This is a genomic window from Crassaminicella profunda (genome assembly GCF_019884785.1).
GTDB lineage: Bacteria > Bacillota > Clostridia > Peptostreptococcales > Thermotaleaceae > Crassaminicella > Crassaminicella profunda.
Map to the genome: position 1 here is coordinate 1817339 of NZ_CP082326.1, position 13621 is coordinate 1830959.

The window sequence follows — 13621 nt, forward strand, 5'->3', positions numbered from 1 at the left end:
TAAAATATCCTCTTAATTTTTATTCAAATAAATAGATAACCTTTCGGTTATCTTTTATTTAATAAATCGTGGGAACTTGCAACAATATCTTGAATGATTTTTTCTAGATCAATTTGATCCTCTGCTTCTTTATTAACCAAATAAGCAAGATATTCTATATTTCCCTCAGGACCTTTTATTGGAGAAAATGATAATCCTTTCAGTGTTAATCCCATATCTAAAGCAAAGGATAATATTTGATGAATAACCTCTTTGTGGACTTTAATATCTCTTACTACCCCTTTTTTTCCAACCTTCTCTCTACCTGCTTCAAATTGAGGTTTGATTAAAGCAACGATTTCTCCATTTTCTTTAATCAATTTTTTGGCAACAGGGAGTACAAGTTTTAAAGATATGAAAGAGACATCAATAGATGCAAAATCTATTTCATCATTAATATCTTCTTTTGTAACATATCTTATATTCGTTCGTTCCATTACAACTACTCTTTCATCTTGTCTTAATTTCCAAGCTAATTGGCCATACCCCACATCAATTGAAAAAACTTTTGTTGCACCATTGATCAACATACAATCTGTAAATCCACCTGTAGATGCACCTATATCTAAGGTTTTTTTGTTTTTCAAATCAATGTGAAACTCGTTCATGGCTTTTTCTAATTTTAGTCCACCACGACTTACATAAGGCATGACTTTTCCTTTGATTTCAAATTTTGCATCAGAATCTACTTTTGTGCCGGCTTTATCCACTCTTTGATTGTCTACAAAAACAATACCTGCCATAATACTTGTTTTGGCTTTCTCTCGGGAGTCAAAAAATCCTTTCTCCACTAATATTATATCCAGTCTATTCTTTTCTCCCATATAAATCTCTCCTAGCGATTAATCATTTCTTTTACATGTGCTATTACCCCTTCTATATCAAGGTGATAGACTTTCATCAACTCATCTGTATTTCCATGTTCAATGAACTGATCTGGAATTCCTAGTATTTTTATATTTTTATCATATAATTTATTTTTATGAATCAATGATAAAACTTGACTTCCAAAACCACCTTTTATCACATTGTCTTCTAGTGTAACAATATTTTTGCATTTTAAACATTCTGAAATAATTGTTTCTTCATCTAGAGGCTTTGCAAATCGTCCATTGATTACTGTACAATGAATGCCTACTTCTTGTAACCTTTTAGTTGCTTCATAAGCTGTTCTTACCATTTTTCCAAAGGCAATAAAGCATACATCTTTTCCTTTTGTAAGAACTTCTGCTTTCATATCTGTAATATTATAGTTGTTGCTAATAGAAGTAAAATCGTCGCTTTCTCCTCTAGGATATCGAATAGCAACAGGACCTTTTAAAGATACTGCGTATTTTAGCATCTCTACTAGTTCAGCACCATCTTTAGGAGCTAAAATTTGTATATTTGGAATGTGCATTAAAAAAGAAATATCGAATACACCATGATGTGTTTCACCATCATTCCCCACTAATCCGCTACGATCTATACAAAATACAACAGGTAAATTTTGTAAACAAACATCGTGAACCACTTGATCATAACCTCTTTGCAAAAATGTTGAATATACAGCAAAGAATGGTTTTAATCCATTTGAAGCAAGTCCAGCAGCAAAAGTTACAGCATGTTGTTCTGCAATGCCTACATCAAAGAAACGACTTGGATAGGTAGCTGCAAATTCATTTAGCCCTGTTCCTGAAGGCATTGCTGCAGAAATAGCTACGAGACTAGAATCCTCTTTTGCTAAGTTTACCAATGCATTTCCAAATACAGATGAATAACCAGGTCGTGCATTCTTCTTTTTCATAACTTGACCACTTTCAATAGAAAATGGTCCTATTCCATGAAATTTATCTGGATTTTTTTCAGCATAAGTATAGCCTTTACCTTTTTTTGTAATTACATGAATAAAGACAGGGCCTTTTATATTTTTGGCTCTTTTTAAAACAACTTTCAATTCCTTTATATCATGTCCATTTACAGGGCCTAAATATGTAAATCCAAGCTCTTCAAACATAACTCCTGGAACCAAAAAATATTTTAAGCTATCCTTTGCTTTTCCAGCTGTTTTATACATAGCTTTCCCAACTGCCGGAATCTTATTGAGTAGAGATTCAACATCCCCTTTGACTTTGAAATACTTAGGATCTGTCCTTAAACGATTTAAGTATTTAGAAAGACCTCCAACATTTTGAGATATACTCATTTCATTATCATTTAATATAACAATAAAATCTGCATTTGTATGGCCGGCATGATTTAATGCTTCAAAAGCCATACCTCCAGTAAGAGCTCCATCTCCAATAATAGATAGTACGGAATATTTTTCACCCTTTAAATCCCTAGCTTTTGCTATTCCAAGACCTGCTGATATGGAGGTACTGCTGTGACCTGTTTCAAAGCAATCATGTTCACTCTCACATCTCTTAGGAAAACCGCTTAGTCCTTTATGTTTTCTTAATGTAGGAAAGAGATGGCGTCTTCCTGTTATGATTTTATGTACATAGGCTTGATGTCCTACATCCCATACAATACGATCTTTAGGGGTATTAAAAACACTATGTATGGCTAAACTCAGTTCAACTACTCCTAAATTTGAAGCCAAATGTCCTCCTGTCTTTGAGACACTTTCAATTAAAAACTTTCGTATGTCATCTGCTAAATATTTTAATTCTTCATCCGTTGCATTTTTTAAATCTTTAGGAGATTTTATTTTAGATAGTAAATCTCTCACGGATTTCATCTCTCTTTCTGGTTAAATCTACCCTATTTCTTTTTATCAGAAAAAAAATCTATACCAACTTTATGATGTACATAGTATAGAATTTTACCAACATGAAATACAATTTCTTTTGATTTTTTTAGTGCAACTTCTTTACCTAATGCTTTTCCGCCTACGGTAATAGAAGCAACAAATCCACTTAGTCCAATACTAAGAAAAGGAGTGTTTATATTTTTTATTTTAGTAAACTGCAAAATAAGGATTGCAGCTGCTGCACCACTAACAATTCCACATATATCTCCTATCACATCATTACAAAAATTTGATACAGGACCTGCATTACGTACTAATTTCAATGCAAATTTAGCACCTTTTATTTTATTAGACGACATAGAATGAAAGGGTTTTTCATTTGCAGCTGCAACAGCTATTCCTATTAAATCAAATAAGATACCGATAAATATAATCGTAATAAGAATAAAGAAAGCAATAAGAATATGTACTTTTCTGAGTACTGTCTCAGAAATAAAGCTTATGCCAATAGCTAAAAAGAATGTCCATATGGTTATCCATATAACCCATTTTAGGTTATAACCTTTAAAATTCTTTTTTGCTTTTTTCTTTTTATGAGTATTGGTTCCTTTAGATTCTATTTCCATTATTATCACCTATAAAATATTCCATGTTGTATGGACTGAATAAATTTTTCAATAAATTATTAAATAGAGTGGCAGCATATTGAGTAAAGTTTACGGCTTAGGTCTAGTTGGATTTCCCAAAGAAATACTGGTTTGTCGCCAAATCAGCGGTTTCCCTTTAAATTTCTTTTTACTTTGTCGCCAAAAGTAAGACTAGATTACCACTTAGTCCGCACTGTAATCCTCAATAGGCTTCATAAGAACAGTCTAGGAGTTTTCCTCAACAGTCAAACTATTTCTTAGCCTCTTTTGCAGAATAGGTTTCGAACAGCAATATGATCATTCCATTGGGCCCAATGGAATGGATCATTGTATCCATTATCCACCATATTCCACTCAAGGCAGGCTACGCTGCATGAAAGGTAAATCTCACTGCAGGTTTATCCTAAAAAAGAAAAATTTCTTTTTTAAGTCTCCGCGAAGAGAGGGTCATCGCCCACATGCCATTGTGGATCGCCCCCTGCTTCTTACTCCCAGCAATGACCCCCGACTGGGCGTCAGCAGCCAATACCAGGAACTTCATCGATGTGCCCTTTGACGGATTTTTAGCCCCGCCTTCAGAAATGGCAGATCTGACTAGAATACTGCGCCACTCATAAAGTAAACATTATTATAACATAGAAAAATTTGAATATCAAATGACCATATTAGCAATAAAAATCCCCAAGATTGCACCTGCAAAAACTTCAACAGGGGTATGGCCAATTAGTTCTTTAAGTCTTTTATCCCCTATGGGTCTATGGTTTTGCCGATCTTGTATCATTTTATTTAGTATAATAGCTTGCTTTCCAACAGCGCGTCTTACACCAGAAGCATCATACATAACGATGAGAGCAAAAGCTATAGAAATAGCATAAAGTGTAGAGTCCCAGCCATGCTTAAGTCCAATTGCAGTAGATAAACCCATAACCAATGATGAATGAGAACTAGGCATTCCTCCAGAACCTACAAATCGATACAAGTTAACTTTCTTTTCGATTATAAGCGTAATGATAACTTTTAATGTTTGTGCAATAAACCATGATAAAAGGGTAGTATAGATTACTTCATTTCTAACGATTTTTTGAAAAAAGAGCAAATTATTTCCTCCTTCAATTAATATTCCCTTCCTACAAGATAATCAGATAATTGGATGAAAAATTTCGATTTATTGCCAAAATGATCAATAGCTTTGACGCTTTCATTGAAAAGTTCATTCACTTTTTTCTTTGATACATCAAGACCATATAGGGAAGGATATGTGGATTTTTGATTGTCAACATCACTACCCACTTTCTTACCAAGTTTTTTTTCATCTCCAATAATATCTAAAATATCATCTCTAATTTGAAAGCCAAGGCCAATATTTTTTGCAAAAGTAGTTAAAGCTTCTAATTCTTCATCACTTGCTCCACCAAGGATGGCACCAGCTCTAATTGGCGCAATAATGAGTGCTGCTGTCTTATTATTATGTATAAAGTCTAATGTAGCTTTATCAATTTTTTTATTCTCACTTAACAAGTCTACAACTTGTCCACCAATCATGCCATGAATTCCTGAAGCGTTAGCAATTTCTTTCATAGCTAATACTTTTCTTTCAAGATGTTCATTGTTTTCTAAAGTAGCTTTAATCATTAATTCAAATGCATAGTTAAGGAGCGCATCTCCTGCAAGAACAGCAATACCATCTCCATATACTTTATGATTGGTAGGTTTACCTCTTCTATAGTCATCATTATCCATAGCAGGTAAATCATCATGAATTAATGAATAGGTATGAATCATTTCTATAGCACATGCAAATGGAAGTACTTTTTTTACATTACCTCCTACAAATTCGCAAGCTGCCATCATAAGAATGGGACGTAATCTTTTTCCGCCTGCAAAAACACTATATCTCATAGCATCAAAAATAAGGTTTTGAGGATGATCTCCCTTTGGCAAATATTCTTCCATGGCATTTTCTACTAATTCAGCTTTTTTTTGTAATTCTAATTTTAAGTCCATATTATTCCCCCCTAAAGTCATCTAAGTCACATGAAGAAAAGGAAATCTCCTTTCCATCCATCATGATACTTATTTTCTGCTCAGCTTGATCTAATATATTATTACAATATCTATATAGTTTAATTCCTTCTTCATAAAGGGATAAAGTTTCATCTAAAGTAAGTTTCCCTTCATCTAAAAGCGTTAAGACTTCTTCAAGTTTTTTTAGGGCATTTTCAAAAGAGTCATTATTTTTGAGTCTTAAATTTTGAGATGTATTCAAATAAATGCTCCTCCTTCTCTTTTTCAGTGACAATACATGATGCCACACCATCAGTTAACATAATATTTATAGAGTCCCCTTGACTTACCTTCTCTATTGTATTGATTATTTGATTATGATCCTTATCAAATACAATTGCATATCCTCTTAATATTGTTGAAAGTGGATTAATTGCCTCGAGCTTAGCGATAGAACCAACTAATCTAGCTTTGTAAGATTCCAATTTCATATGGGCATGATTTGATAAATCCTTTTGCACTAGGTCAAGGGTTTGACGTTCTTCATTGATTCTATTTTGTAAGTAGGATAGTAATTTTGTTTCATCCACTTTTACAAGTGCATTTCTTTTTTCTTTTAATCCTTGAGATAATGAAGCATTCATTTTATTGTAATAAGTTTGCAGTGCATATTTTATATCTAATATACGAGGAACTGCTAATTCTGCTGCTGAAGAAGGCGTTGGAGCTCTTAAATCAGCTACGAAATCAGAAATTGTATAATCTGTTTCATGACCAACAGCCGAGATAATAGGAATTTTTGAATGAAATATACTTTGTGCCACTACTTCCTCATTAAAAGCCCATAATTCCTCAATAGAACCTCCACCTCGGCCTATAATAATTAAATCTGTAGATGTAGCATTTTGATTAATTTGATCAATAGCTTTAGAAATCTCTCCAGCTGCATTTTCCCCTTGAACTAATACTGGATAAATCACAATATCAACATAGTGATTTCTTCTTTTTATTACAGAAATAATATCTCGAATTGCTGCTCCTGTAGGAGATGTAACCACGGCAATTTTCTTAGGGAAAAAAGGTATTTTTTGCTTTTTAGCAGAATCAAACAAACCGCTTTTTTCAAGTTTTATTTTCAATTGCTCAAAAGCTAAATACAATGCCCCTATTCCGTCAGGTTCCATTTCCTCTATATACAATTGATATTGTCCGTCTCTTTCATAGGCAGATACATATCCTTTAACAAGTACCTTCATACCATTTTCAGGAATAAATTTTATTCTTTGATTATTTCCTTTAAACATGACACAGTTGATCTTACTCTTTTCATCTTTTAGAGAAAAATAGAAATGTCCACTTCCATGGGCTTTAAAATTTGAAATTTCTCCTTTTAAATGAATATGATTTAAAATAGGATCACTGCTTAGTATTTTTTTTATATATTTATTGAGTTCTGAAACAGTTAAACTTCTTATTCGCATTGTGTTTTTGCTGCCTTTAATGTATTTTCAAGTAACATGGTGATGGTCATAGGTCCTACACCACCAGGAACAGGAGTAATCCATGATGCCTTTTTTGAAGCTTCTTCAAATGCTACATCTCCAACTAATTTACCATTCACTTTTCTAGTTCCTGCATCAATCACAATAGCTCCATCTTTAATCATATCTCCCTTTATTAACTCTGGCACCCCTACTGCAGCAACAACAATATCAGCCATTTTTACATGTTTTTCTAGATTTTTTGTTTTAGAGTGACAGATGGTTACAGTAGCATTTTCTTTAAGAAGTAATACCCCAGCAGGTTTTCCAACAATATTGCTTCTTCCAATAACTACAGCGTGTTTTCCTGTAAGATCTTCTTCTGTTCTTTTAATTAGTTCTAGAATGCCTTTAGGTGTACAAGGAACAAAGCTCTCTTCTCCTAATAGGAGTTTGCCTGCATTTACTGCATGGAAACCATCTACATCCTTCATAGGCAGTATATGTGAATTAATAAGGTTCTCATCTATTCCCTTTGGTAGTGGTAATTGAACTAAAATACCATTTATTTTTTCATTGTGATTTAATTCATCAATGAGTGTCAGAAGTTCTTTTTCTGTAGTTTCTTTTGGTAGTTTATATACTTCTGAATGAAAACCTACCTTTTGACATGCTTTTTCTTTCATTGACACATATACATGAGAAGCATCATCGTCGCCTACAATAACTACTGCAAGACCAGGCGTAATTCCATAATGGTCTTTTAAATGATGTACTTCATTCATAATAGCATTTCGAATTTCTTTAGATATTTTTCTGCCATCTAAAATTTTAGCACACATGAGTATTCCTCCTATATCAATTTATTTTATCCCTAATAGTGCTGTTCCTACAGCATTATCCGTACAATATTTACCTTCTCCAAAATAAACTTCATATTCTTTTGGAATAGTTCTGAGCAAATAATTTTTTATGTATTGGCTGGATGATACCCCTCCAATCATTAATACTTGTTTTAACCCAGTGGTTTTAAGAGTATGTAAAATCGTTTTATTTAAAGAAGAAGCTATACATTTAAATACTGCTTTTGATAATGAATCTTTATCTAAATCTTTATGGATTAGTTTTTGTACAGCTGTTTCAGGACCTGAGAAACTCATATGAGTACCTTTCACAGAAACAGGAATCTCTATTTTTGTACTAGATTCTTTTAAAGCAAATTGATCCATTTCTTTACCAGCTGGGAATTTACAACCTAGCTTTACACCAATCCGATCAATAAATTGACCTGCACTAATATCTGATGTTCCTCCTAAAATATTTATATTATAGCCAAATTTATCATTATTTTTAACATGAAGGATTTCAGTTGTTCCTCCTGATAGGTGAACTGCAATAAATTCAGATTCAAGGTTTTGAGGGATTGACCATTTAGCAGCCTCAATGTGTCCTTCTTGATGGCTAAATTCTTTGTACTCACAGTTTAGTGTATTAGCTATAGTCTTTCCAAAGGATTGAGATGCTCTGAAAACTGGCATATAGGATCCTTCTACAGGACGAGGACTGTTACTAACGGATACAGTTTTTATAAAGGCTCCTAACTCTAATTCTGATATTTTTTCAAATAAAAAGGGTAGGTTTATAACATGTTGAAAGAGGGCATCGGATTGTCTTAATCCTCTTGTACCCTCTTTAACAGTAAGTATTTTTCTATGGTCTAGTATTAAATGACTTTGAGCATCTACTACCGCAATAGAGGTAGTATAATTACTTGTATCAATACCTAAGACAAGATTTTTCATTTTTTATCACTTCTTTTCTAAAATACTACCTAATACACCATTTATAAACTTACTTGAATCTTCTGCACTAAAAGTTTTAGCCATTTCAACAGCTTCATTGATTGAAACAATTTCTGGGATATCCTCCATATAGTATATTTCTACAATAGCAACCCTTAAAATAGTAAGATCAACCTTTGCAATTCTATTGATCTTCCATCCTCTAGCATTTTCTTCAACCATATTGTCAATTTGTTCTTTGTTTTCTATAAAATTCTCAGCTAATTTTTTAATATAGTCGATTTGACTATCTTCAGGAAATTCTTCTAAAAATTTATTGGTTATTTCATTTGAAAAATTATTTTGAATATCCATTTGAAAAATTAGTTTCATTGCCATTTCACGTGCTAGTTTTCTATTCATAAAAAATCCTCCTAAATTTAATTCTTTTCATAGTCTGCCACAAATTTTTTCTTGTATGTAAATATTACTTATATTTTCCTAGTGGCAACAGTTTATCTAATATTTCTAATATATTTTCTTTGTTATCAATTTTATTTCCAATAAAGTATCCTATGTAAATACATAAAGATATAAATATGGTTTTTATAATCCCAATACAAATGACTAAAACACTCAAGATTAAGCCTAAACATACGCCTATTATTTTACCATAATTTTCAAGAATCATATAGAATATCTTTTCTCTATTCATATTGATACCCCTCAATCCTATTGTACTCTTTTTTTATTTTGAGATGCAATATTATCAATAGTAATTTTCACTTCTTTTACAACCACTCCTGTAGTTTCTTCAATGTGTTCTTTTATTTTTTTCTGGATGGTCATAGCTGTTTCTGGAATATTTATATCACTAAGGGCAAATGCCTTAATAGTAATGATTAATCCATCATGACTGTCATGTGATAAGGCTTTAATATCTCTAAGACCATGTACTGCTTTTGCACATTTATGAGCCATATTTTCAATGGTCTCCATAGTAATTTTTACTTCACCATATGAAGTATGTTTTATGATTGAATTTGATTTTAAATGATTCTTTTTTGATCCAGAAAAAAGAAAGCGCATACTAATTAAAAGAAAAATTACTGGAATAATCATATATTCCCAATTCATCCTATAAACTTTTAAAATATAGCTTGTCCAAGTATATAGCCAATTATTAAAAGGGGCGATTATAAATACTAAAGACAAAATTGCAATACATAAGCTATATAAACTCAAAAAAATTCTATCAATTAATTTCATGGAAAATCTCCTTTCTCAAAAAACATTTAAATTAACCCTCAAAATATTGAGGGTTAATTTAAATATCTGACTATTTTACTCTTAAAGGATTTTCTTCTTTTTCATCTTTTTCCATATTTACGCCTTGAACATGAATATTTACTTCTACTACATTAAGACCTGTCATGGTCTCTATTGCTTTTTTTACCCTCTCCTGTATTTGCCATGCTACATCAGGAATTTTTGCACCATATTCTACAATAATATATAGATCTATTGCAGCTTCTTTTTCTCCAACTTCTACTTTGATTCCCTTGGATAAGTTTTTTCGACCTAGCATTTCTGCAATGCCGCCAGCAATACCACCACTCATTCCTGCTACTCCAGGAACTTCTGTAGCTGCTAGACCTGCAATGACACCAACTACTTCATCAGCAATTTTTATTTGACCATGTTCAATGTTATCAGTCATTGACGATACCCCCTGCTCTTATGTAAATAAATTAATCAAAACCATTATACCAAACCTAGCTAATATTTACAAACTTAACTAAAATTTATTTGATATTTTTATATTATCTGCTGAAAAGTTGGTTTCTCTTATGACAATATCCAATATTTTTGCTACATCTGAATCATTTAGTTTCTCTGCTTCTACGATTATATTGATAGAGTAATCAGTAATGAATACTAATGCATCTTCAAAACCTTTGGCTTTTATTAGATTCTCTACTATTTTTTCTTTACTCATTATATCAATTAATTTCATTTTTTCATCACTTGCTGTTTTTCGATTAGTCGCATCTGTTCGATCGTTATTGATCATCTCATTTAATAGTGAAATCATTCTTTCTCTTTCTAGATTCATATTTAATCTTGATTCAATGAAATACTTTGTTTTTTTCACATTACGATTATTGTTGATCGTATCTTTTATATTCTTGCTAGTTTCAGTAACCATATCTTCTATTTGGTTACCTTTACTATCTACTACGGAGACGCTTTTCCCTTCTTCATTTATTTTTATAAATTCATTGCTATTTGTTTCTTCACTTAAGCTATCATTAGCATTTTCGCTAGAAATAAAATTTTGTGCAAGCTTATTTTCTTCATATTTTTCAAAATCACTAGATGTTTCTAAGGAAGCATATTTATTGACTGCATAATTTAAATAACCAATAAAGCAAAGTACAAGTACTAGAGAAAAAACAAATACATTTCTTCTTTTTATTCTAAACATAAGTGATCCCCCCAATAATTATTTTTTTTCATATACCATTACCTTATGTGCGGGTATTTGAAATAGTGTTTGTGCAGCTTCTATAAGTTCTGTTTTTATCTTTATATCTGAAGCTCCTGTTGCCACAATAACGACTCCTCTTATTTGTGGTTTTATTTCTTTAATCACAACAAGTTGCTCATTTTGGTTTGCCATAATAACATTTTGGTTTAAGTCATCTTGAGTAGTTGTTCTTACCCCTCCTTGAGCATCTTTTTCTTCTGTTATTTGACTTGATTTTGTTACATTTAAAGCAGGTACCACTTCTGTGCTTGTTTCATATGTGATCATTACATCTACATCGCCTACTCCTTTCATATTGCTTAATATTTTTTTTAGTTTTATTTCATCACTATCTTCATATTCATTTTCAAACACAGTTTCTTCATTCGTAGGATTGTTTTTAATGATTGAATTACTAGTCTTTATTTTAACTGGAAAGAAGCTATCCCACGTTATTAAAGCAATAGTACATATAATCACAATCACTAAGAGATTATATACAATTTTTTTATATCCCTTACTACTAATATATTCTTTAAACTTATCTAGGATCTTCATTTTTTTACCTCCTTCATTCACTTCTCTGTTTTTTGTATATTTATATTAATTTTATCTTTATCTAAACTATAATATTTAGAAATATGCTCTTTAATTGCTTTTAAGATATTTTCATTTTTCTCAATATTATCGTTTTCTCTATTTTCATTTATATTGATCACAACATTTGACACAGGTTGTATCCCCTTTTTAGATAGGTTATTTTCAGAGTTTGATAATACAATAGCTAATTCTTTTATATTTCCAAATTCTTTACTTTCTACATTTTCCTCAATGCTAGAATCAATACTTAAAACGCGAATTTTGTTATTGAATTCTATTTGATCTTTAATATATTTTTCAATATTACCTTTGTACACAGAAATAATTTGTTTTTGTTGCGTTCCTTTAAAGTGATTTAAATTAAGTACTAATTCTTGTTTATGAATAGCTGAAGAAGTTCTAAATATGTCTTCCTCTAATTTGACCTTTCCATGCATAAGATCTAGGATTGGATTGATAATTACTAGCATAACTAACAATCCTACAATCATCTTAATATATTTTTTCATACTACTATTTGGAAGGATCAATTCTACAATGGTTATGAAAATAACAACTGATACAATATTTAATATCCAACTTCTTAAAAAATTTATCATCAGTAGCACCTACCTCATCATAAGGGTTACATTTCCAGCGCCAACAATCATTGTTACAGTAAAAAAGAACATAATGGCTACTGAAATAACTGTTCCTAATATTAAGACCATTGCATTACTCATATCGTTCAAACAGGTTACCAATTGAGTTTCAGTAATGGGCTCAATAATTGCAGTAGTCAGTTTATAAATGAAAATAAGTGTTAATATTTTTAATAGAGGCATGGCAATAATAATAGCAAGAATAATGATGCCTAAAGCGCCTACTGCATTCTTTATTAATAAAGAACAACCTAAAATTGTATCAAAGGCTTCTGATATAAAGCTCCCTACAACAGGGATAAATCTATCTACAGCAAATTTGGCAGTTCTAATGGTAACGCCATCTGCTGTAGATGCTGTAACTCCTTGAATGGTAATAATACCAGTAAAAATTGTTAGAATAAAGCCTATAAGTACAATACATATCTGCTTAAGTAAAGATGCTAGTTTTGATATATGGATTTTTGAAGAAAAATTATCAACAATTGATAAAATGACTGAAAAAAATATAATTGGTAAAATAACATCCTTCATTAGAGTACTGACAATACTTACAGACGCAACAATGACAGGTTGAAACATAGCTGTTGAAGTGATAGCTCCCATAGACATTAATAATGTCAATAATATGGGGAGTAGTGCTTGCATAAATGACACCATTTCATCAATGGTATCAATACCAATTGTAGTAGCAATAGAAAAACTTTTTATAGCAATTGCAATAATTACTAAATAGCATGCTGTATAGGCTAGCTTTCCTACTGCATCACTAGCAAAAGCACTGGATAGGTTATGTAAAAATGCACAGAGCATAGATAATACAATTAATTTTGCTAATAATGAAGAATTGGCTATAGTTTCTTTAAATATGCTTTTAATCAATCCGTTGAATAAATCTTTTAAGGTAAAAGTTTCTTCACCTTTTATGAGAGAGAACATCATCTCTTTTAAATGTATTTTGGGAAAATAATCATCTGTATGATTGTTAAGGTTTTTAATTACGTCTTCTAATGGATTCATATTAATATTCTCTAACTGTTTTAGAATTAGTTCATCACTCATGTTTTCTATTTTATTTTCTGTATCTATGGCATAAATGCTATTTGTATTAAAAACGAACAATAAAATTATCATCATTACTAATCGTTTCATCCTATTCACATC

Annotated in this window: 17 protein-coding genes; all 17 read right to left on the reverse strand. The window is 31.3% G+C overall.

What is annotated here, in order from left to right:
* Positions 1–47 precede the first annotated feature (47 nt).
* Complete coding sequence (locus K7H06_RS08535) at positions 48–863, reverse strand: TlyA family RNA methyltransferase (protein ID WP_223039453.1); 816 nt, start codon at positions 861–863, stop codon at positions 48–50.
* A gap of 11 nt (positions 864–874) precedes the next feature.
* On the reverse strand, positions 875–2761 hold the full coding sequence (gene dxs / locus K7H06_RS08540; protein WP_223039454.1) for a 1-deoxy-D-xylulose-5-phosphate synthase: 1887 nt from the start codon (positions 2759–2761) through the stop codon (positions 875–877).
* Between the two features lie 23 nt (positions 2762–2784).
* The gene (locus K7H06_RS08545) at positions 2785–3399 is read right to left on the reverse strand and encodes a hypothetical protein (RefSeq protein ID WP_246637663.1); all 615 of its coding nucleotides are present in this window, start codon (positions 3397–3399) and stop codon (positions 2785–2787) included.
* A 673-nt stretch (positions 3400–4072) separates the two neighbouring features.
* Positions 4073–4516, reverse strand: a complete 444-nt coding sequence (locus tag K7H06_RS08550; RefSeq protein WP_223039455.1) for a divergent PAP2 family protein — start codon at positions 4514–4516, stop codon at positions 4073–4075.
* Between the two features lie 17 nt (positions 4517–4533).
* Positions 4534–5424, reverse strand: coding sequence for a polyprenyl synthetase family protein (locus tag K7H06_RS08555; protein WP_223039456.1), 891 nt, complete (start codon positions 5422–5424; stop codon positions 4534–4536).
* Position 5425: 1 nt separating this feature from the next.
* Complete coding sequence (locus K7H06_RS08560) at positions 5426–5686, reverse strand: exodeoxyribonuclease VII small subunit (RefSeq protein WP_246637664.1); 261 nt, start codon at positions 5684–5686, stop codon at positions 5426–5428.
* Positions 5652–6905, reverse strand: coding sequence for an exodeoxyribonuclease VII large subunit (xseA, locus tag K7H06_RS08565; RefSeq protein WP_223039458.1), 1254 nt, complete (start codon positions 6903–6905; stop codon positions 5652–5654). Before xseA ends, K7H06_RS08560 begins: the two co-directional genes overlap by 35 nt.
* Positions 6896–7747 carry a bifunctional methylenetetrahydrofolate dehydrogenase/methenyltetrahydrofolate cyclohydrolase FolD gene (gene folD, locus K7H06_RS08570; protein ID WP_223039459.1) on the reverse strand — a complete coding sequence of 284 codons (852 nt, stop codon included), beginning with the start codon at positions 7745–7747 and terminating at the stop codon, positions 6896–6898. The genes xseA and folD overlap by 10 nt, the downstream gene beginning before the upstream one ends.
* 21 nt (positions 7748–7768) lie before the next feature.
* Positions 7769–8707, reverse strand: a complete 939-nt coding sequence (locus tag K7H06_RS08575) for a tRNA (adenosine(37)-N6)-threonylcarbamoyltransferase complex transferase subunit TsaD (protein ID WP_223039460.1) — start codon at positions 8705–8707, stop codon at positions 7769–7771.
* 6 nt (positions 8708–8713) lie between these two features.
* Positions 8714–9109: a transcription antitermination factor NusB gene (gene nusB / locus K7H06_RS08580; RefSeq protein WP_223039461.1), complete on the reverse strand. Its 396-nt coding sequence runs from the start codon at positions 9107–9109 to the stop codon at positions 8714–8716.
* A 64-nt stretch (positions 9110–9173) separates the two neighbouring features.
* The gene (locus K7H06_RS08585) at positions 9174–9401 is read right to left on the reverse strand and encodes a DUF2273 domain-containing protein (protein WP_223039462.1); all 228 of its coding nucleotides are present in this window, start codon (positions 9399–9401) and stop codon (positions 9174–9176) included.
* Between the two features lie 17 nt (positions 9402–9418).
* Entirely contained in the window at positions 9419–9955 is a 537-nt protein-coding gene (gene amaP / locus K7H06_RS08590; RefSeq protein ID WP_223039463.1) for an alkaline shock response membrane anchor protein AmaP, read from the reverse strand.
* 70 nt (positions 9956–10025) lie between these two features.
* Positions 10026–10406 (reverse strand): Asp23/Gls24 family envelope stress response protein, encoded by a 381-nt coding sequence (locus tag K7H06_RS08595; protein WP_223039464.1) that lies wholly within the window; start codon positions 10404–10406, stop codon positions 10026–10028.
* A 78-nt stretch (positions 10407–10484) separates the two neighbouring features.
* Positions 10485–11174: a SpoIIIAH-like family protein gene (locus K7H06_RS08600; RefSeq protein ID WP_223039465.1), complete on the reverse strand. Its 690-nt coding sequence runs from the start codon at positions 11172–11174 to the stop codon at positions 10485–10487.
* 18 nt (positions 11175–11192) lie between these two features.
* On the reverse strand, positions 11193–11774 hold the full coding sequence (locus tag K7H06_RS08605) for a stage III sporulation protein AG (protein ID WP_223039466.1): 582 nt from the start codon (positions 11772–11774) through the stop codon (positions 11193–11195).
* 17 nt (positions 11775–11791) lie between these two features.
* Positions 11792–12415: a stage III sporulation protein AF gene (spoIIIAF, locus tag K7H06_RS08610; RefSeq protein ID WP_223039467.1), complete on the reverse strand. Its 624-nt coding sequence runs from the start codon at positions 12413–12415 to the stop codon at positions 11792–11794.
* A gap of 9 nt (positions 12416–12424) precedes the next feature.
* Positions 12425–13609, reverse strand: a complete 1185-nt coding sequence (gene spoIIIAE, locus K7H06_RS08615; protein ID WP_246637665.1) for a stage III sporulation protein AE — start codon at positions 13607–13609, stop codon at positions 12425–12427.
* Positions 13610–13621 lie beyond the last annotated feature (12 nt).